At 72.8% G+C, this 19,917-nt stretch carries 16 protein-coding genes; 8 read left to right on the top strand and 8 right to left on the bottom strand.

Annotated elements, in window-relative coordinates; genetic code table 11:
- Positions 1-26: 26 nt before the first annotated feature.
- Together V7E45_RS26715 and V7E45_RS26710 are read right to left on the bottom strand one after the other, a co-directional pair.
- Positions 27-938 (bottom strand): SDR family oxidoreductase, encoded by a 912-nt coding sequence (locus tag V7E45_RS26715; RefSeq protein WP_333776752.1) that lies wholly within the window; start codon positions 936-938, stop codon positions 27-29.
- Entirely contained in the window at positions 935-1,702 is a 768-nt protein-coding gene (locus tag V7E45_RS26710; protein WP_333776751.1) for an SDR family oxidoreductase, read from the bottom strand. The genes V7E45_RS26715 and V7E45_RS26710 overlap by 4 nt, the downstream gene beginning before the upstream one ends.
- Before the next feature lie 133 nt (positions 1,703-1,835).
- Here V7E45_RS26710 and V7E45_RS26705 point away from each other — a divergent pair, with 133 nt between their 5' ends.
- Genes V7E45_RS26705 through V7E45_RS26690 form a run of 4 tightly spaced genes read left to right on the top strand, consistent with a single transcriptional unit; the run spans position 1,836 to position 5,235 of the window.
- Positions 1,836-2,579: an enoyl-CoA hydratase family protein gene (locus tag V7E45_RS26705; protein WP_333776750.1), complete on the top strand. Its 744-nt coding sequence runs from the start codon at positions 1,836-1,838 to the stop codon at positions 2,577-2,579.
- Complete coding sequence (locus tag V7E45_RS26700; protein ID WP_333776749.1) at positions 2,580-3,431, top strand: CoA transferase subunit A; 852 nt, start codon at positions 2,580-2,582, stop codon at positions 3,429-3,431.
- On the top strand, positions 3,428-4,177 hold the full coding sequence (locus V7E45_RS26695; RefSeq protein WP_333776748.1) for a CoA-transferase subunit beta: 750 nt from the start codon (positions 3,428-3,430) through the stop codon (positions 4,175-4,177). The genes V7E45_RS26700 and V7E45_RS26695 overlap by 4 nt, the downstream gene beginning before the upstream one ends.
- Entirely contained in the window at positions 4,177-5,235 is a 1,059-nt protein-coding gene (locus tag V7E45_RS26690) for an NAD(P)H-dependent flavin oxidoreductase (protein ID WP_333776747.1), read from the top strand. Before V7E45_RS26695 ends, V7E45_RS26690 begins: the two co-directional genes overlap by 1 nt.
- On the opposite strand, the gene V7E45_RS26685 is transcribed toward V7E45_RS26690, so the two are convergent.
- The 3 genes from V7E45_RS26685 to V7E45_RS26675 are packed head-to-tail and all read right to left on the bottom strand — an operon-like array spanning position 5,219 to position 7,861.
- Positions 5,219-6,376 carry an acetyl-CoA C-acetyltransferase gene (locus tag V7E45_RS26685; RefSeq protein ID WP_333776746.1) on the bottom strand — a complete coding sequence of 386 codons (1,158 nt, stop codon included), beginning with the start codon at positions 6,374-6,376 and terminating at the stop codon, positions 5,219-5,221. The genes V7E45_RS26690 and V7E45_RS26685 overlap by 17 nt on opposite strands.
- 39 nt (positions 6,377-6,415) lie before the next feature.
- Positions 6,416-7,051 (bottom strand): TetR/AcrR family transcriptional regulator, encoded by a 636-nt coding sequence (locus tag V7E45_RS26680; RefSeq protein ID WP_319148607.1) that lies wholly within the window; start codon positions 7,049-7,051, stop codon positions 6,416-6,418.
- A 24-nt stretch (positions 7,052-7,075) separates the two neighbouring features.
- Positions 7,076-7,861: an SDR family oxidoreductase gene (locus V7E45_RS26675; RefSeq protein WP_333776745.1), complete on the bottom strand. Its 786-nt coding sequence runs from the start codon at positions 7,859-7,861 to the stop codon at positions 7,076-7,078.
- A 53-nt stretch (positions 7,862-7,914) separates the two neighbouring features.
- On the opposite strand from V7E45_RS26675, the gene V7E45_RS26670 reads away from it, so the two are divergent.
- The 3 genes from V7E45_RS26670 (at position 7,915) to V7E45_RS26660 (ending at position 11,067) form a co-directional block, all read left to right on the top strand.
- The gene (locus V7E45_RS26670; RefSeq protein WP_333776753.1) at positions 7,915-9,054 is read left to right on the top strand and encodes an acyl-CoA dehydrogenase family protein; all 1,140 of its coding nucleotides are present in this window, start codon (positions 7,915-7,917) and stop codon (positions 9,052-9,054) included.
- The gene (locus V7E45_RS26665; protein ID WP_333776744.1) at positions 9,054-10,010 is read left to right on the top strand and encodes an acyl-CoA dehydrogenase family protein; all 957 of its coding nucleotides are present in this window, start codon (positions 9,054-9,056) and stop codon (positions 10,008-10,010) included. Before V7E45_RS26670 ends, V7E45_RS26665 begins: the two co-directional genes overlap by 1 nt.
- A gap of 145 nt (positions 10,011-10,155) precedes the next feature.
- Positions 10,156-11,067: a rhomboid family intramembrane serine protease gene (locus tag V7E45_RS26660; protein ID WP_333776743.1), complete on the top strand. Its 912-nt coding sequence runs from the start codon at positions 10,156-10,158 to the stop codon at positions 11,065-11,067.
- A 244-nt stretch (positions 11,068-11,311) separates the two neighbouring features.
- On the opposite strand, the gene V7E45_RS26655 is transcribed toward V7E45_RS26660, so the two are convergent.
- The 3 genes from V7E45_RS26655 to V7E45_RS26645 all read right to left on the bottom strand — a co-directional run bounded on the left by V7E45_RS26655 (position 11,312) and on the right by V7E45_RS26645 (position 18,503).
- Positions 11,312-12,775 carry a glutamate synthase subunit beta gene (locus V7E45_RS26655; protein WP_333776742.1) on the bottom strand — a complete coding sequence of 488 codons (1,464 nt, stop codon included), beginning with the start codon at positions 12,773-12,775 and terminating at the stop codon, positions 11,312-11,314.
- Entirely contained in the window at positions 12,768-17,366 is a 4,599-nt protein-coding gene (gene gltB / locus V7E45_RS26650) for a glutamate synthase large subunit (RefSeq protein WP_333776740.1), read from the bottom strand. The genes V7E45_RS26655 and gltB overlap by 8 nt, the downstream gene beginning before the upstream one ends.
- A 405-nt stretch (positions 17,367-17,771) precedes the next feature.
- Positions 17,772-18,503, bottom strand: a complete 732-nt coding sequence (locus V7E45_RS26645) for a VIT1/CCC1 transporter family protein (protein WP_333776739.1) — start codon at positions 18,501-18,503, stop codon at positions 17,772-17,774.
- A gap of 288 nt (positions 18,504-18,791) precedes the next feature.
- Here V7E45_RS26645 and V7E45_RS26640 point away from each other — a divergent pair.
- Positions 18,792-19,917: ADP-ribosylglycohydrolase family protein (locus V7E45_RS26640; RefSeq protein WP_333776738.1), on the top strand; the 1,126-nt coding region annotated here is incomplete at its 3' end.

Raw genomic sequence — 19,917 nt, 5'->3', positions numbered from 1 at the left:
CCCACCGACCACCCGCACCCGCACCCTCACCCCCGCGCGCCGTACACCGCTCCCGGCGGCTCGGCCCGCGCCAGCAGTTTCAGGGTGGTGTCGCCCGCCTCGGCCGGGGTCCTGCGTGCTCCCGTGTCCGCCGAGGGGCCCGGGCGCCAGCCTTCCATGACGGTGATCCGGCCGCCCTCCGCCTCGAACACGCGGCCGGTCACCCCGGCGCTCGCGGCGGAGCCGAGCCAGACGACCAGCGGGGAGACGTTCTCGGGGGCCATGGCGTCGAAGCCCGTGTCCGGGGTGGCCATGGCCGCGGCGAAGACGCGTTCGGTCATACGGGTACGAGCGGCCGGGGCGACGGCGTTGACCTGGACGCCGTAGCGGGCCAGTTCGGCCGCCGCGACGAGGGTCAGGCCGACGATACCGGCCTTGGCGGCGCTGTAGTTGCCCTGCCCGACCGAGCCCAGCAGGCCCGCCCCGCTGCTGGTGTTGACGATCCGGGCCACCGGTGCGCGGCCGGCCGCCGCCTCGGCCCGCCAGTGCGCGGCGGCGTGCCTGAGGGGCAGGAAGTGCCCCTTGAGGTGCACGCGGAGCACGGCGTCCCAGTCGTCCTCGTCGAGGTTGACGAGCATGCGGTCGCGCAGGAAGCCCGCGTTGTTGACGAGGGTGTCGAGCCGGCCGAACGTCTCGACTGCGGTCCCGATCAGGGAGGCGGCCCCCTCGCTCGTCGCGATGTCCCCGCCGTGCGCGACCGCCTCGCCGCCCGCCTCGCGGATCTCGGCGGCCACGGCCGCCGCCGGGCTGTCGGGGCCGGGTGTCCCGTCCGGTGCGACGCCGAGGTCGTTGACGACGACCCGGGCGCCCTCGGCGGCGAAGGCGAGGGCGTGCGCCCGGCCCAGCCCCCGCCCGGCGCCGGTGACGACGACGACGCGTCCCGCACAGATTCCGCTCATCGGGTGTCTCCTTCGCTGTGGTGTCCGGTGCCGGCCTCGGCGGCGTCCAGGAAGGCGGGCCGCTCGCCGCCCCCGTGCACCAGCAGGCTCGCCCCGCTGATGTAGGCGGCCGCGCCGGAGGCCAGGAAGACGGCGGCCTCCGCCACGTCGGCCGGGGTGGCGAGCCGGCCGAGCGGGACGGTGCGGGAGACCGCGGCGATGCCGTCCGGGCCGCCGTAGTGCGGGGCGGACGCCTCGGTGCGGACCATCCCGACGACCAGCGTGTTGACCCGGACCTCGGGCGCCCATTCCACGGCCATGGAGGCGGCCAGGTTCTCCAGTCCCGCCTTGGCCGCGCCGTAGGCCGCCGAGCCGGGCGAGGGGCGGCCGCCGCTGACGCTGCCGACCATCACGATGGAGCCCCGGGTCCGCCGGAGCTGCTCGTGGGCGGCCAGGGAGGCGGTGAGCGGGGTGACGAGGTTCAGCTCGATGACCCGGGCGTGCCGTTCGGCGTCGGCGTCCGTCAGCCGCCGGTACGGGGTGCCGCCCGCGTTGTTGACCAGTACGTCGAGCCGGGGCAGGGCGGCGAAGAAGGCGCGGACGGCGGGCGGGTCGCGCAGGTCGAGCGGGACGAACTCGACGCCCTCCAACAGCTGTTCGGGGGGCCGCCGGGCGCAGGCCAGCACCCGGGCGCCGGTCCGGGCGAAGGCCCGGGCGATACCGGCGCCCACGCCCCGGGTGCCGCCGGTGACGACGACGACGCGGCCGTCCCGGGTGTCGTCCACAGGCTCCGGCGGGGGGTGTCCGGAGTTTTCCACAGGCCCTCCCGCTCGTCTGCGGCGACTGCTAGCTTCGAAGCCTCACACCTAACAAATGTTTGGTGGAAAGGCGTTGAGTGCGAAGGTAGCTGATGCGTCCATGGGTGTCTCCCTGTCGGCCCCGGAAAAGGGGATTTCCGTAGTCACCGTCGACTTCCCGCCGGTGAACGCGCTGCCGGTGCGCGGCTGGTTCGCGCTGGCCGAGGCCGTGCGCGCGGCCGGCCGCGATCCCGGGGCGCGGTGCGTGGTGCTGGCCGCCGAGGGGCGCGGGTTCAACGCGGGAGTGGACATCAAGGAGATACAGACGCGGGGGCACGAGGCGCTGATCGGCGCCAACCGGGGCTGCGCGGCGGCCTTCGCGGCGGTGTACGAGTGCGAGACGCCGGTGGTGGCGGCGGTGCAGGGGTTCTGTCTGGGCGGCGGGATAGGCCTGGTGGGCAACGCGGACGCGATCGTGGCGAGCGACGACGCCTCCTTCGGGCTGCCGGAGCTGGACCGTGGGGCGCTGGGCGCCGCGACCCATCTGGCCCGGCTGGTCCCGCAGCACCTGATGCGGGCGCTGTACTACACCGCGCGCACGGCGAGCGCCGCCGAGCTGCACGCGCACGGCTCCGTCTGGCGTGTGGTGCCGCGCCCGGACCTCCGCGCGGCGGCGCTGGAGCTGGCCGGGGAGATCGCCGCGAAGGACGGGCGGTTGCTGCGGATGGCGAAGGCCGCCATCAACGGGATCGACCCGGTCGACGTGCGCCGCAGCTACCGCTACGAGCAGGGTTTCACGTTCGAGGCCAACCTCGGCGGAGTGGCCGACCGGGTGCGTGACACGTTCGGGAAGGAGGGGGCGTAGGTGGGCGACAAGACGATGACCGCCGACGAGGTGGTTTCCCGGCTGTCCAGCGGGATGACCCTGGGGATAGGCGGCTGGGGTTCACGGCGCAAGCCCATGGCCCTGGTCAGGGCCCTGCTGAGAGCCGGGATCGGGGATCTGACGGTGGTGTCCTGCGGCGGCCCGGACGTCGGCGTGCTGGCCGCGGCCGGCCGGATCCGCAGACTGGTCACCGCCTTCGTCACCCTCGACTCCGTCCCGCTCGAACCGCACTACCGGGCGGCGCGCGAGAGCGGGGCCTTCGAACTGACGGAGGTCGACGAGGGCATGCTCCTGTGGGGGCTGCGCGCGGCCGCGCACCGGCTGCCGTTCATGCCGGTCCGGGCAGGCCTCGGCTCCGATGTCATGCGGGTCAACCCGGCCTTGCGCACGGTCACTTCGCCGTACGAGGACGGGGAGACGCTGGTGGCGATGCCCGCCCTGCGGATGGACGCGGCCCTGGTCCACGTCAACCGCGCCGACCGGCTGGGCAACGGCCAGTACCTGGGACCCGACCCCTACTTCGACGACCTGTTCTGCGAGGCGGCGGACGAGGCGTACGTGTCCTGCGAGCGGATCGTCGACACCGCCGAGCTGACCAAGGAGGCGGCCCCGCAGTCGCTGCTGCTGAAGCGGCTGTCGGTGACCGGGGTGGTCGAGGCGCCGAACGGGGCGCACTTCACCTCCTGCGCGCCGGACTACGGCCGGGACGAGGAGTTCCAGCGGGCCTACGCCTCCATGCCCTGGCCGGAGTTCACGAAGCGGTTCCTCGGCGGTGACGAGGAGGAGTACCGGAGAGCCGTGCGGCGGTGGCGGAAGGAGCGGGAGGGATGACGGCCACACGTGCCGAGTACTGCGTGATCGCCTGCGCCGAGGCGTGGCGGGGCGCCGGGGAGGTCCTGGCCGGCCCGATGGGCCTGATCCCGTCGCTGGGCGCGCGGCTGGCCCGGCTCACCTTCGCTCCGGACCTGCTGCTCACCGACGGGGAGGCGCTGCTGGTCCGCCCGGACGGCACACCGGAGGGCTGGCTGCCCTACCGGCAGCATCTTGCCCTGGTGGCGGGCGGCCGCCGGCACGTGATGATGGGGGCGAGCCAGATCGACCGGTACGGCAACCAGAACATCTCCTGCATCGGCGACTGGTCCCGGCCGCAGCGCCAGCTGCTCGGGGTGCGCGGGGCGCCGCTCAACACGCTGAACAACCCGACCAGTTACTGGATCCCGAGACATTCCCGGCGGGTGTTCGTGGAGCGGGTGGACATGGTGTGCGGGGTGGGGTACGACCGGGCGGCCGGGCTGGGCGGCGCGGCCCGCTTCCACCGGATTCCCCGGGTCGTCTCCGATCTCGGCGTCTTCGACTTCGCCACGCCCGACCGGTCGATGCGGCTGGCCTCGCTGCATCCGGGGGTGGACGTGGAGCGGGTGCGGGAGGCGACCGGTTTCGCGCTCGCCGTGCCGGACGAGGTGCCATGGACCAGGGAGCCGACGGCCGCGGAGCTGCGGCTGATCCGTGAGGTGCTGGACCCGGGCGGAGCGCGGGCGCGCGAGGTGCCCGAAGGCGGTGCGGGGGTGAGGGGGTGATGGAGACCGCGCTGACCCGGCTGGTCGGGGTCCGGCATCCGATCGTGCAGACCGGGATGGGCTGGGTGGCCGGCCCGAGGCTGGTCTCGGCGGCGGCGGACGCCGGGGCTCTCGGCATCCTCGCCTCCGCGACCATGACGCTCGACCAACTGCGGAACGCCGTACGGGAGGTGCGCTCGCGGACGCGGGCTCCGTTCGGGGTGAACCTGCGGGCGGACGCGGCGGACGCGGCGGACCGGGTGGGGATCCTGCTGGAGGAGGGCGTCCGGGTGGCCTCCTTCGCCCTCGCCCCCTCCCCCGAGCTGATCGGCCGGCTCAAGGAGGGCGGTGTGGTGGTGATCCCGTCCGTCGGGGCGCGGCGGCACGCCGAGAAGGTGGCGGCGTGGGGCGCGGACGCGGTGATCGTACAGGGCGGTGAGGGCGGCGGGCACACCGGTGAGGTGGCGACGACGGTGCTGCTGCCGCAGGTGGTGGACGCGGTGCGGATACCGGTCGTGGCGGCGGGCGGCTTCTTCGACGGGCGGGGGCTGGTCGCGGCGCTGGCCTACGGGGCGGCGGGGGTGGCCATGGGCACACGGTTCCTGCTCAGCTCGGACTCGACGGTGCCGGGCCCGGTGAAGGCCCGGTATCTGGCGGCGACCGTCCGGGACGTCACCGTGACCAGGGCGGTGGACGGCCTGCCGCACCGGATGCTGCGCACGGACCTGGTGGACGCGCTGGAGCGGTCGGGCCGGATACGGGCGCTGGCCCACGCGGTGCGGCGGGCGGCGGGGTTCCGGCGGCTGTCGGGGCTCGGCTGGCGGCAGATGGTCCGCGACGGGCTGGCCCTGCGGCACGGCAAGGAGCTGTCGTGGAGTCAGGTGCTGCTCGCGGCCAACACGCCGATGCTGCTGAGGTCGGCGATGGTGGACGGCCGTACGGACCTCGGGGTGATGGCGTCCGGGCAGGTCGCCGGTCTGATCGACGACCTGCCGTCGTGCGCGGAGCTGGTGGAGCGGATCATGCGGGAGGCCGGGGAGGTGCTGACGGGACTGGGGGACCTCAGAGCCGTTCGATGATCGTCACGTTCGCCTGGCCGCCGCCCTCGCACATGGTCTGGAGTCCGAAGCGGCCTCCGGTGCGCTCCAGTTCGTGGAGCAGGGTGGTCATCAGCCGGACGCCGGTGGCACCGAGCGGGTGGCCGAGGGCGATCGCGCCGCCGTTGACGTTGACCTTGTCCGGGTCGGCGCCGGTCTCCTTGAGCCAGGCCAGGACCACGGGGGCGAAGGCCTCGTTGATCTCCACGAGGTCGAGGGCGTCGATGGTGAGGCCGGTCTTCTTCAGGGCGTGCGCGGTGGCCGGGATGGGTGCCGAGAGCATGCGGATGGGGTCCTCGCCGCGTACGGAGAGGTGGTGGACGCGGGCGCGGGGGCGCAGTCCGTGTTCCCGTACCGCACGCTCGGAGGCGAGCAGCATGGCCGCGGCTCCGTCGGAGACCTGGGAGGAGCAGGCGGCGGTGATGGTGCCGCCGTCGAGGACGGGTCTCAGCGCGGCCATCTTCTCCAGGGACGTGTCCCTGCGCGGGCCCTCGTCGAGGGTGACCTCGCCGCAGGGCACGGTCTCCCGTTCGAAGCGGCCCGTGTCGATGGCCCACACCGCCCGCCGGTGCGAACGCAGCGCGAACTCCTCCTGGTCCTCGCGGCCGATGCCCCACTTGGCGGCGATCATCTCGGCGCCGGCGAACTGGTTGACGGGCCGGTCGCCGTAGCGGGCGCGCCAGCCGGTGCTGCCGAGGAAGGGTCCGTCGGTCAGGCCGAGGGGTTCGGCGGCCTGCCGGGAGGCGAAGGCGATGGGGATCTGGGACATGTTCTGCACCCCGCCGGCGACCACCAGGTCCTGGGTGCCGGAGAGCACGGCCTGCGCGGCGAAGTGCACGGCCTGCTGGGAGGAGCCGCACTGGCGGTCGACGGTCACGCCCGGCACCTCCTCGGGCAGTCCTGCGGCCAGCCAGCTGGTGCGGGCGATGTCCCCGGCCTGCGGCCCGACGGCGTCCAGGCAGCCGAAGACGACGTCGTCCACGGCGGCCGGGTCGACGCCGGTCCGCCGGACGAGCGCCGTCAGCACATGCGCGCCGAGGTCGGCCGGGTGGACCCTGGCGAGCCCTCCCCCGCGCCGTCCGACGGGTGTGCGGACCGCTTCGACGATGTAGGCCTCGGCCATGGCGACTCCCTCACAGGAAAGGGGTGGTGGTACCCGGTGTCAGGTGCGTACGGCGATCCCGTCCAGCACCATCGACAGGTACTGCCGGGCGATCTCCTCGGGGCTGTGCTGTCCGCCGGGCCGGTACCAGGAGGCGGCGACCCACACGGTGTCGCGGACGAACCGGTAGGTGAGGCGGACGTCCAGGTCGGCGCGGAAGACGCGGCGGGCCACGCCCTGTTCCAGGGTGGACAGCCACGCCTTCTCGAACCGGCGCTGCGAGTCGGCGAGGAAGGCGAAGCGGTCCTGCGCGGCGAGTTGCCTGCTCTCCTTCTGGTAGATCGCGACGGCGGCGCGGTGCCGGTCGATCTCCCGGAAGGACTCGGTGACGAGGGCCTCCAGGGTCTCGCGGGGACCGAGTCCGGAGGCCAGGACGGTGTCATAGCCGTCCCACAGCTCGTCGAGGAAGGTGCGCAGGATCTCCTCCAGCATCGACTCCTTGGAGTCGAAGTGGTAGTAGAGGCTGCCCGCGAGCATGCCGGCGTGGTCGGCGATGGCGCGGACGGTCGTGGCGTTGTAGCCCTGTTCGGCGAAGACCTCGGCGGCGGTGCCGAGCAGTTCGCTGCGGCGCGCCTGGGCGGCGGCCGCCGTGGGCTTCTTCGGGGCGGTCACCTGGGGCTTCTTCTTGGTCGGCACGGACCCATTGTGGTCTGCCCGCCGTCAGGGGTGCTGGCTGCTGACGGCGACGACCTCGCCGGTGAGGTAGGAGGAGTAGCCGGACGCGAGGAACACGATGACGTTGGCCACCTCCCAGGGTTCGGCGTAGCGCCCGAACGCCTCACGGGCCGTCAGCTCGTCGAGGAGTTCGGGCGAGGTGACCTTCACCAGGTGCGGGTGCATCGCGAGGCTGGGGGCGACCGCGTTGACGCGCACCCCGTAGGCGGCCGCCTCGAGTGCCGCGCACCGGGTCAGCGCCATCACCCCGGCCTTGGCGGCGGCGTAGTGGGCCTGGCCTGCCTGGGCGCGCCAGCCGACGACGGAGGCGTTGTTGACGATGACCCCGCCGCCGGTGTCCCGCATGGCGCGCAGGGCCGCGCGGGTGCAGCGGAAGGTGCCGCCCAGGGTGACGTCGAGGACGCGCGACCACTGCTCGTCGGTCATGTCGGCGAGGTCCGAAGTGCCGCCGAGGCCCGCGTTGTTGACGACGATGTCGAGCTTGCCGTGCGCGCGCCCGGCCGTCTCGAACAGGGCCAGGACCTGGGCCTCGTCGGTGACGTCGCAGGGTGTCGCCGCCACCGCGCCGGGGAACTCCCGGCCGAGCCGGGCCTCGTGCTCCTTCAGCCGGCGCGGGTGCGCGTCGCTGATCAGCACCCGGGCGCCCTCCTCCAGGAAGCGGCGCGCGGTCGCCCCGCCGATCCCCGCTCCGGCCGCCGCGGTGATGACGGCGGTGCGGCCCCTCAGCAGCCCGTGGCCGGGCTCGTACGCCGGACTCTCGACGCCTGTCATGGCCCCACGCTAACCTACCAAACACTTGTTAGGGAAGGACGGTGACGGCGGCCGTGGACCTGACCCATGCTCCGGCGGACGAGGAGTTCCGCGCCGAGGCCCGTGCCTGGCTCGCGGCGCACGTGCCGCGCGCGCCGCTGCCCTCCCTGGAGACCGCCGAGGGTTTCGCGGCGCACCGCGCCTGGGAGGCCGAACTGGCCGCCGACCGCTGGTCGGTGGTGTCCTGGCCCGAGGAGTACGGCGGGCGGGGCGCCGGGCTGCTGCGCTGGCTGGTGTTCGAGGAGGAGTACTGGGCGGCGGGCGCGCCGGGCCGGGTCGGCCAGAACGGGATCAGCCTGCTCGCGCCGACCCTGTTCGACCACGGCACGGCGGAGCAGCGGGCGCGCGTGCTGCCGCCGATGGCGGCGGGCGAGGTGGTCTGGGCGCAGGCGTGGTCCGAGCCGGAGGCCGGCTCCGACCTGGCCTCGCTCACCTCCAGGGCGGTGCGGACGGCGGGCGGCTGGCTGCTGAGCGGCCAGAAGACCTGGTCCTCGCGGGCCGCCTTCGCCGACCGGGCCTTCGGCCTGTTCCGCAGCGACCCGGCGGCGCCGAGACCGCACCAGGGCCTGACGTACCTGATGTTCGACCTTCGGGCACCCGGCGTCACGGTCCGCCCGATCGGCCGCCTGGACGGCAGGCCGGCCTTCGCCGAGCTGTTCCTGGACGAGGTCTTCGTGCCGGACGAGGACGTGATCGGCGAGCCCGGCCAGGGCTGGCGGATCGCGATGTCCACGGCGGGCAACGAGCGGGGCCTCACCCTGCGCTCCCCCGGCCGCTTCCTGGCCTCGGCCGACCGGCTGCTGGAGCTGTGGCAGGCGTGCGGCCACCCCCGGGAGGCCCGTGCCCGGGTGGCCGACGCCCTGGTGGACGCCCGCGCCTACCGGTTGTTCACCTACGCGGCCGCCTGCCGGTTCCTGGAGGGTGCCTCGCTCGGCCCGGAGTCCAGCCTGAACAAGGTCTTCTGGTCCGAGTACGACCTGGCGCTGCACGAGACGGCGCTCGATCTCCTGGGCGCCGGAGGCGAGTCGGCGGACTCCGACTGGGCGGAGGGCTGGGTCTTCGCCCTGGCCGGGCCCATCTACGCGGGCACCAACGAGATCCAGCGGGACATCGTCGCCGAGCGGCTGCTCGGCCTGCCGAAGGGGCGCCGCTGATGCGTTTCCTCCTGGACGCCGAGCAGCGCGCGTTCGCCGATTCGCTGCGCGCGATGCTGACGGCGGCGGACACCCCGGCGGTGGTGCGGGAGTGGAGCCGGGGTGAGCACGCACGCGGGCGCGCGCTGTGGCGCCGGGTCGCGGAGGCGGGAGTGTTCGCCCTCGCGGCGCCGGAGGAGTTCGGAGGGCTGGGCCCGCGCCCGGTCGAACTGGCCGTCGCCTTCGTGGAACTGGGCCGGTGCGCGGCGCCCGGGCCGCTGGTGGAGACGGTCGCCGCGGCCGTGCTGCTCGGCGAGGGCCCGCCGGCCCGGCGGTTCCTGCCGGGGCTCGCGGCGGGCGGGACCGTGGCGACCGTGGCGGCTCCCGGCGGACCCGCGCTCGACGGCGACGCGGCCACGCTCCACCTCGCCGCCTCCGCCGGGGGGCTGCTGCTGTCCCCGGGCCCCGGCCCGGTCCGCCCCTCCCTCGACCCGGCCCGCAGGCTGACCCCGCTGGCCTCCGGCGGCGAACTGCTGGACCCCGATCCGCCGTGGGCCCGCGCCCTCGCCTGGGCGCGCCTCGCGACCGCCGCCCAGGCCCTCGGGGTCGGCCTCGCCCTGCTCGACCGCACGGTCGCGTACGTGCGGCAGCGCACGCAGTTCGGGGTCCCCGTGGGCTCCTTCCAGGCGGTCAAGCACCGCTTGGCCGACGCGGTGATCGCCCTGGAGTTCGCCCGGCCCCTGGTGTTCGGGGCGGCGCTGTCGCTGCGTCCGGCGGACGTGGCCGCCGCCAAGCTGAAGGCCTGCGAGGCGGCGTACACCACGGCCCGCACCGCGCTCCAGCTGCACGGCGCGATCGGGTACACGGCGGAGTACGACCTGTCCCTGTGGCTGACCAAGGCCCGCGCGCTGCGCACCGCGTGGGGCACGCCCGAGGAGTGCCGGGAGGCCGTGCTCGGGGAGGCGGGCGGCGGCTGAGCCAGGCTCGGTGAACCCGTCGGGGGGCCTGAGTTCATGTGATCATCGGCCCCTGCCGTCCCTCCCGCAGCCGGAGTTGGCTATTTTGTTCGGCGCCGACCCCACCGGCTCGCCCCTGTCCCGATCATCCTCAGAGGAGCCGGCCGTGACCGCCGAGTCCGCCGTCACCACGTGCTTTCGTCACCCCGAGGTGGAGTCGCACGTCCGCTGCACCCGCTGCGACCGCCATATCTGCCCGTCGTGCATGCGGGAGGCCGCCGTCGGCCACCAGTGCGTGGAGTGCGTGAAGGAGGGCGCGCGGTCGGTCCGGCAGGCGCGCACGGCCTTCGGCGGCCGGATCAGCGCGGTGCCGTTGGTGACGTACGTCCTCGTCGGGCTCAACGTGCTGGCCTACCTGGCCGAGCTGGGCCGCCCGTCGATCGTGGACCGGTTCGGGATGCTGGGGGCCGGGCTCAGGGGCGCGGACGGCGCGCACTACCTGTGGCAGTACCCGTACGACTCCTCCGTGCACGCCGAGGGCCTCGCCGGCGGCGAGTGGGAGCGGCTGCTGACCGGCGCCTTCCTGCACATGCCGCCGACCGAGGGCATCGGCGTCCTGCACATCGTGATGAACATGGCCTCGCTGTGGACGGTGGGCCGGGTGGTGGAGACGCAGCTGGGCCGGGTCCGCTACCTCGCCCTGTACCTGCTCTCGGCCCTGGGCGGCTCCGTCCTGCAACTGCTGATCGCGCCGGACGTCCTGGCCGTCGGCGCCTCCGGCGCCGTCTTCGGGCTCGGCGCCGCCTACTGGATCATGGGCCGCCGCCTCGGCTACGACATGCAGGCCGTCAACCGCTACATGATCGGCCTGCTGCTGTGGCTGGTGCTCTCGGCGGGGATGACGTCCTGGCAGGGCCACCTCGGCGGACTGCTGGCGGGCGGCACGGTGACCCTGGCGTACGCCTACGCGCCCCGGGACGGCCGCCGTGCGCTGATCCAGACCGGCGTGTGCGTGGCCCTGCTGGCGGTCCTGCTCGTCCTCGCCTGGGTCAAGGTCTCGGATCTCACGGGGGCATGAAGGCCAGGAAGCCGGGCATCGACACCACCCGCGTCGACCTCCCCGTACACCCGCCACTCCAGCGGCGTGTCGAGGCAGAGGTTGCCGTCGCAAAGGAACTCCCGCTGGGCAACGTACAGGGTGCCGTAGCCGCCGCGGCGTTCGGACATGCGACGACGCCTGCCCAGCCGTCCGGTCGGGGACATGGTGGGCAGGCGTCGCCTTGTTCCGTACGCCGTTGTACGTAACGTTCTGTGGGCGCCCGTCAGACCGCCAGGGCGCGGTCCGTCGGGCGGATCGGGGCCGGCAGCTCGCTGACACCGGTCAGGAAGCGGTCCACACCGCGGGCCGCCGAACGGCCCTCGGCGATCGCCCAGACGATCAGCGACTGGCCGCGGCCGGCGTCACCGGCGACGAACACGCCGGGCACGTTGGTCTGGAAGTCGGCGTCGCGGGCGATGTTGCCGCGCTCGTCGAGGTCAAGACCGAACTGCTCGACCAGGCCGTTGTCCCGGTCGGTGCCGGTGAAGCCCATGGCGAGGGTGACCAGCTGGGCGGGGATCTTGCGCTCCGTGCCCGGCTTCGAGGTCAGCTTGCCGTCGACGAACTCGACCTCGCTCAGGTGCAGCCACTGGACGTTGCCGTCCTCGTCGCCCTCGAAGTGGGTGGTGGAGACGGAGTAGATCCGCTCGCCGCCCTCCTCGTGGGCCGAGGTGACCTTGTAGAGCATCGGGAAGGTCGGCCACGGCTGGTTCGTCGGGTGCCGCTCGTCGTTCGGGCGGGGCATGATCTCCAGCTGGGTGACCGAGGCCGCGCCCTGGCGGTGGGCGGTGCCCACGCAGTCGGCGCCGGTGTCGCCGCCGCCGATGACGACGACGTGCTTGCCCTCGGCCGAGATCGGGGTGGTGACGTAGTCGCCCTCCTGGACCTTGTTGGCCAGGGGCAGGTACTCCATCGCCTGGTAGATGCCCTTGAGTTCGCGGCCGGGGACCGGCAGGTCACGGGCGGTGGTGGCGCCGACGGCCAGGACCACGGCGTCGTACCGCTTCTTCAGGTCCGTCGCCTTCAGGTCACGGCCGATCTCGACGCCGGTACGGAAGCGGGTGCCCTCCGCGCGCATCTGCTCGATACGGCGGTTGATGTGCCGCTTCTCCATCTTGAACTCGGGGATGCCGTACCGGAGGAGACCTCCGACGCGGTCCGCGCGCTCGTAGACGGCGACGGTGTGGCCGGCCCGGGTCAGCTGCTGGGCGGCGGCCAGGCCCGCCGGGCCCGAGCCGACGACCGCGACCGTCTTGCCCGACAGGCGCTCGGGGGCCTGCGGGGCGACGTCCCCGGTCTCCCAGGCCTTGTCGATGATCGAGACCTCGACGTTCTTGATGGTGACCGGCGACTGGTTGATGCCCAGCACGCACGCCGACTCGCAGGGGGCCGGGCAGAGGCGACCGGTGAACTCCGGGAAGTTGTTGGTCGCGTGCAGGCGCTCCTGGGCCGCGGCCCAGTCCTCGCGGTAGGCGTAGTCGTTCCACTCGGGGATCAGGTTCCCCAGCGGACAGCCGTTGTGGCAGAACGGGATGCCGCAGTCCATGCAGCGGCTGGCCTGCTTGCTGATGATCGGCAGCAGGGAGCCGGGGACGTAGACCTCGTTCCAGTCCTTGACGCGCTCACCGACGGGGCGGGACTTGGCGACCTCACGGCCGTGGTTCAGGAAGCCCTTCGGGTCAGCCATTGATCGCCGCCTCCATCATCTTCTCGGTGATCTCGGTCTCGGTGAGACCGGCTCGCTCGGCGGCGTCCTTGGCGGCGAGCACTGCCTTGTACGTGCTGGGGATGATCTTGCTGAACCGCTGCACGGCCGCGTCCCAGTCGGCGAGCAGCTTCCCGGCGACCGTCGAGCCGGTCTCCTCGGCGTGCCGGCGCACCACGTCGTGCAGCCACTGGCGGTCGGCGTCGTCCAGCGCCTCGACGGCCCCGACGTTGCCGGCGTTGACGTTGTCGCGGTCCAGGTCGATGACGTAGGCGATACCGCCGGACATGCCCGCAGCGAAGTTGCGGCCGGTCTCGCCGAGGACCACCGCGCGACCGCCGGTCATGTACTCGCAGCCGTGGTCGCCCACGCCCTCGGAGACGACCAGCGCGCCGGAGTTGCGGACGCAGAACCGCTCACCGGTACGGCCGCGCAGGAACAGCTCGCCGCCGGTGGCGCCGTAGCCGATGGTGTTGCCGGCGATGGTCGAGTACTCGGCGAGGTGGTCGGCGGCCCGGTCCGGGCGGACGACGATCCGGCCGCCGGACAGGCCCTTGCCGACGTAGTCGTTGGCGTCGCCCTCCAGGCGCAGCGTGACACCGCGCGGCAGGAACGCGCCGAAGGACTGGCCGGCCGAGCCGGTGAAGGTGATGTCGATGGTGTCGTCGGGCAGGCCCGCGCCGCCGAACTTCTTCGTCACCTCGTGGCCGAGCATGGTGCCGACCGTGCGGTTGATGTTGCGGATGGCGACCTGGGCGCGCACCGGGTGGGCCTCGGTGACGTCGGAGGCGGCCAGGGCGTCGGCGGCCAGCTTGATCAGCTCGTTGTCCAGGGCCTTCTCCAGACCGTGGTCCTGCTCGATCACCTGGTGGCGGACGGCGCCCTCGGGCAGCGACGGCACGTGGAACAGCGGCTCCAGGTCCAGGCCCTGCGCCTTCCAGTGGTCGACGGCACGGGCGACGTCGAGCGCCTCCGCGTGGCCGACGGCCTCCTCGATGGAGCGGAAGCCCAGCTCCGCGAGGATCTCGCGGACCTCCTCGGCGATGAACTTGAAGAAGTTCACCACGTGCTCGGCCTTGCCGGTGAACCGCTCGCGCAGCGTCGGGTTCTGGGTGGCGATGCCGACCGGGCAGGTGTCCAGGTGGCAGACGCGCATCATCACACAGCCGGAGACGACGAGCGGGGCGGTCGCGAAACCGAACTCCTCGGCGCCGAGCAGCGCGGCGATGACGACGTCGCGGCCGGTCTTCAGCTGGCCGTCGGTCTGCACCACGATGCGGTCGCGCAGGCCGTTGAGCAGCAGCGTCTGCTGGGTCTCGGCCAGGCCGAGTTCCCAGGGGCCGCCCGCGTGCTTCAGCGAGGTCAGCGGGGAGGCACCGGTGCCGCCGTCGTGACCCGAGATGAGGACGACGTCCGCGTGCGCCTTGGACACACCGGCCGCGACCGTGCCGACGCCGACCTCGGAGACCAGCTTCACGTGGATACGTGCCTGCGGGTTCGCGTTCTTGAGGTCGTGGATCAGCTGGGCCAGGTCCTCGATGGAGTAGATGTCGTGGTGCGGCGGCGGGGAGATGAGGCCCACGCCCGGCGTCGAGTGACGTGTCTTGGCGACCCAGGGGTAGACCTTGTGGCCGGGCAGCTGGCCGCCCTCGCCGGGCTTGGCGCCCTGGGCCATCTTGATCTGGATGTCGTCGGCGTTGACCAGGTACTCGGAGGTCACGCCGAAGCGGCCGGAGGCGACCTGCTTGATCGCCGAGCGGCGCGCCGGGTCGTACAGGCGCTCCGGGTCCTCGCCGCCCTCACCCGTGTTGGACTTGCCGCCCAGCTGGTTCATGGCGATGGCGAGGGTCTCGTGCGCCTCCTGGGAGATGGAGCCGTACGACATGGCGCCGGTGGAGAACCGCTTGACGATCTCGGAGACCGGCTCGACCTCGTCGACGGGGATCGGCTGCCGGCCCGACTTGAAGCCGAACAGGCCGCGCAGCGTCATCAGGCGCTCGGACTGCTCGTTCACCCGCTCGGTGTACTTCTTGAAGATGTCGTAGCGGCCGGAGCGCGTGGAGTGCTGGAGGCGGAACACCGTGTCCGGGTCGAACAGGTGCGGCTCGCCCTCGCGGCGCCACTGGTACTCGCCGCCGATCTCCAGCGCGCGGTGCGCGGGAGCGATGCCGGAGGCCGGGTAGGCCTTGGCGTGGCGGGCGGCGACTTCCTTGGCGATGACGTCGATGCCGACGCCGCCGATCTTGGTGGCGGTGCCGTTGAAGTACTTCTCCACGAACGCGTCGTCCAGACCGACGGCCTCGAAGACCTGGGCGCCGCGGTAGGAGGCGACGGTGGAGATGCCCATCTTGGACATGACCTTCAGGACGCCCTTGCCGAGCGCGTAGATCAGGTTGCGGATGGCCTGCTCGGCCTCGATGTCCGAGAGGAACGTTCCCGCGCGGACCAGGTCCTCGACGGACTCCATCGCCAGGTAGGGGTTGACCGCGGCGGCGCCGAAGCCGATGAGCAGCGCGACGTGGTGGACCTCGCGGACGTCGCCGGCCTCGACCAGCAGGCCCACGTGGGTGCGCTGCTTGGTGCGGATGAGGTGGTGGTGGACGGCCGCGGTGAGCAGCAGCGACGGGATCGGCGCGTGCTCGGCGTCCGAGTGGCGGTCGGAGAGGACGATCAGCCGGGCGCCGTTGTCGATGGCCGCGTCGGCCTCGGCGCAGATCTCCTCGATGCGCGCGGCGAGCGAGTCGCCGCCGCCGGAGACCCGGAACAGGCCGGAGAGCGTCGCGGCCTTGAAGCCGGGCATGTCGCCGTCGGCGTTGATGTGGATGAGCTTGGCCAGCTCGTCGTTGTCGATGACCGGGAAGGGCAGGGTGACCGAGCGGCAGGAGGCGGCCGTCGGCTCCAGCAGGTTGCCCTCCGGGCCGAGCGACGAGCGCAGGGAGGTGACCAGCTCCTCCCGGATCGCGTCCAGCGGCGGGTTGGTGACCTGCGCGAACAGCTGGGTGAAGTAGTCGAAGAGCAGCCGCGGGCGCTCGGACAGGGCCGCGATGGGCGAGTCCGTGCCCATGGAGCCGATCGGTTCGGCGGCGGTGCGGGCCATCGGAGCGACGAGGACGCGCAGCTCCTCCTCGGTGTAGCCGAAGGTCTGCTGGCGGCGGGTGACCGAGGCGTGGGTGTGGACGATGTGCTCGCGCTCGGGCAGGTCGCCCAGCTCGATCTCGCCGGCCTCCAGCCACTCGGCGTACGGCCGCTCGGCGGCGAGGGACGCCTTGATCTCGTCGTCCTCGATGATGCGGTGCTCGGCGGTGTCGACGAGGAACATGCGGCCGGGCTGCAGGCGGCCCTTGCGGACGACCTTGGCCGGGTCGATGTCGAGGACGCCGACCTCGGAGCCGAGGACGACGAGGCCCTCGTCGGTGACCCAGTAGCGCCCGGGACGCAGGCCGTTGCGGTCGAGCACGGCGCCGACCTGGGTGCCGTCGGTGAAGGTGACGCAGGCCGGGCCGTCCCAGGGCTCCATCATCGTGGAGTGGAACTGGTAGAAGGCGCGCCGGGCCGGGTCCATGGAGTCGTGGTTCTCCCACGCCTCCGGGATCATCATCAGCACGGAGTGCGGGAGCGAACGGCCGCCGAGGTGCAGCAGCTCGAGCACCTCGTCGAAGGACGCCGAGTCGGAGGCGTCCGGCGTGCAGACCGGGAAGATGCGCTCGATCGCCTTCTCGTCCGGGCCGAACAGGTCGGAGGCGAGCTGGGACTCGCGGGCGCGCATCCAGTTGCGGTTGCCCTTGACGGTGTTGATCTCACCGTTGTGGGCGACGAAGCGGTACGGGTGCGCGAGCGGCCACGACGGGAAGGTGTTCGTGGAGAACCGGGAGTGCACGAGCGCGATCGCGGAGGCGAAGCGGCGGTCGGACAGGTCCGGGAAGAAGGGCTCCAGCTGGCCGGTGGTCAGCATGCCCTTGTACACGATCGTGCGGGCGGACAGGGACGGGAAGTAGACACCGGCCTCCCGCTCGGCGCGCTTGCGCAGCACGAAGGCCCTGCGGTCGAGCGCGATGCCCTCGCTCGCTCCGGCGGTCACGAAGATCTGGCGGAAGACCGGCATGGTCGACCGGGCGGTGGCGCCGAGCAGCTCGGGGGCGACCGGGACCTCGCGCCAGCCGAGGACGGTGAGGTCCTCCTCGGCCGCGATCGTCTCGATCTTCGAGACGGCGGCGTCGATGCCGTCCTCCGGCAGGAACGCGATGCCCACCGCGTAGCCGCCGGCCGCGGGAAGGTCGAAACCGGCCACCTCACGGAAGAAGGCGTCGGGAACCTGGGAGAGGATGCCGGCGCCGTCGCCGGAGTCGGGCTCGGAGCCGGTGGCGCCGCGGTGCTCCAGGTTGCGCAGCACGGTGAGGGCCTGCTCGACCAGCGTGTGGGACGCCTCGCCGGTGAGAGTGGCGACGAAACCGACGCCGCAGGCGTCGCGTTCGTTGCGGGGGTCGTACATACCCTGGGCAGCAGGGCGAGCATCCATGAACGACCAGTTCTGGCCATTCGCGGAGTGCTGGGACGGCTGGCGCGGCGTACGCATCGGCTCTCCCGTCGTCGTCATCTGGCATGTGCAAGTGCCGAGGGACGACGTTGGCCCTCTGCTTGGAGTGCAAAATTTCGTGCAGGTTACATGATGGAGCGGTTCTCGGGAACCGGATACTCCGTTCCAGCATGCGGACGGCGCCGGGTTACGGCCGGGGTGCCGCGGGGTCACGGCGAGGTGCCGCGCACGGGCGGCAGGAAGTGTGGGGACCGAAAGGGACAAGATCGATCAGATCCGCGTCCATCGGCCCTGAGGGGGGCGGGAGGAGCGCCTTCACTCATCCCGGGAGTGCGCCGCAGGCGTCATTGCCCACAGCGCTTACGGCTCATGCCCCGTGGTCATGCCTGCGAAACCAGCGAGTAACGGGTACTTATGCGGACCGACGCATAAGTCCCTGCGGCACTATCCTACGGCCGTCCCGAACAGAGTACCCAGGGCGTACGTCACACCGGCGGCGGCGCCGCCCAGCGCGAGCTGCCTCAGGCCGCTGTACCACCAGGAGCGGGCGGTCACCCGGGCCACCACCGCGCCGCAGCCGAACAGCCCGGCGAGCGCGAGGAGCACGGCCGGCCACAGGGCGGTGGCGCCCAGCAGGTACGGCAGCAGGGGCAGCAGGGCGCCGAGCGCGAAGGAGCCGAACGAGGAGACGGCGGCGACCAGCGGCGACGGCAGGTCGCCGGGGTCGATGCCCAGTTCCTCGCGGGCGTGGATCTCCAGGGCCTGCTCGGGATCCTTCGACAGCTGCCGGGCGACCTCCCGGGCCAGTGCGGGCTCCACCCCGCGGGCCACGTAGAGCGCCGCCAGCTCGTCCTCCTCGTCCTGGGGGTGCTTGCGCAGCTCACGGCGCTCGACGTCCAGCTCGGCCTCGACGAGTTCACGCTGCGAGGCGACGGAGGTGTACTCGCCGGCCGCCATGGAGAAGGCGCCGGCGGCGAGTCCCGCGAGGCCGGTGATGACGATGGCCTGATGGCCGACGGAGCCGCCCGCGACACCGGTCATCAGGGCGAGGTTGGAGACGAGGCCGTCCATCGCACCGAAGACGGCGGGGCGCAGCCAGCCGCCGTTCACGTCACGGTGGGTGTGGTTGTCGCGGTGCGCCTCGTGCAGCGCCGCCTCGGTCTCGATGATCGCCATGCGGGGTCCCCCAGGAAAGCTTAGCCAAAGCTAACTTTGGATGCCTTCTACTTTTCGACAACACTGAACGTACGCCGATAATTTCTTCGCCGCCAGCAAGGAAAGGCTGGGCTAACCTGCGGTTTTACCTGCTTTTGCTCATGCGAGTTCGATCATGCTCAGATGCCGACCGGGTGACACGGATGGCACCCAGGCTCACGCCCCTCCCTCCCGGGGGAGAGATCCGCCAGAGGTCCGTCCGCCAGAGGTCCCCTGGCCCTCAGTGGCCTCGCGAAGGAGAGGCCGCCCATGGCATCGATCGCCCGCACTCCCCCGGCCCCGGCACCCGGGGACGCCGTCACCTTGCGCGAGCGGGCCCGCGGCGCGCTGCTCGGGCTGGCCGTCGGCGACGCGCTCGGGGCGCCCGCGGAGAACCTCAAGCCCTCCGAGATCCGTGCCCGCTGGGGCCGGATCACCGGGTACGTCAGCGAGCGGCCGTGCGGTACGGACGACACCGAGTACGCGATCTTCTCGGGGTTGCTGCTGGCCCGGCACGGCTCGGCGCTCACCCCCGCGCATGTCGAGGGCGCCTGGCACCAGTGGATCGCCGACCGAGCCGAGGGCCCCTTCCGCGGGGCGGGCTTCAGCGAGCGGGGCACGCTGGAGAACCTCCGCCGCGGTCTCGCTGCCCCCATCTCCGCGCAGCACCGGCACGCCTGGAGCGACGGCCTCGCCATGCGGGCGGCGCCCTTCGGGGTCTTCGCCGCCGGGCGCCCCGGGGAGGCGGCCCGGCTGGTGGCGATCGACGGCGCGGTCAGCCACGAGGGTGAGGGCATCTACGGCGGCCAGGCGGTCGCCGCGGGCGTGGCGGCGGCGATGGCGGGTGCCTCGCCCGCGGTGGTGATCGCCTCCGCGCTCGCCGTCGTCCCCGACGACTCCTGGACGGCCCGCTCGCTGCGGCGGGCGGTGACCGTGGCCCACCGAGGCGAACGCGCGGTCCGCTCCGCGGTGGTCATCGGCGGCTACCCCTGGACCGACCTGGCCCCCGAGGCGGTGGCCCTCGCTTTCGGCGCCTACGCGGCGGCCGACGGGGACTTCCCGGAAGCGGTCCTCACGGCGGTCAACATGGGGCGCGACGCCGATACGACGGCCGCGGTGGCGGGCGCCCTGGCCGGCGCGACCCGGGGCGCCTCGGCGATCCCCGCGCGGTGGGCGGCGGCGATCGGCCCGGCACGGGGGCGCTGCCTGCCGTCCATGGCCGGCCATCACGTCCTGGACATCGCGGAACTCCTCGTACCGGAGGAGGGCGGCAAGTGGGGCTCCGCGGTGACGACCCCCGACCTCCTCCCGGAAGCGGTCCGCCACCTCTTCGCGGCGGCCCACCCCGTCACTCCCCTCCCCATGACCGCCAACCGACCGGCCGAGCCCGCTGCAC

It is taken from the genome of Streptomyces sp. IBSBF 3136 (genome assembly GCF_036815105.1).
Taxonomy (GTDB): domain Bacteria; phylum Actinomycetota; class Actinomycetes; order Streptomycetales; family Streptomycetaceae; genus Streptomyces.
The sequence above is the reverse complement of the archived record's forward strand: the minus strand, read 5'-3'. Positions and strand labels throughout refer to the sequence as shown.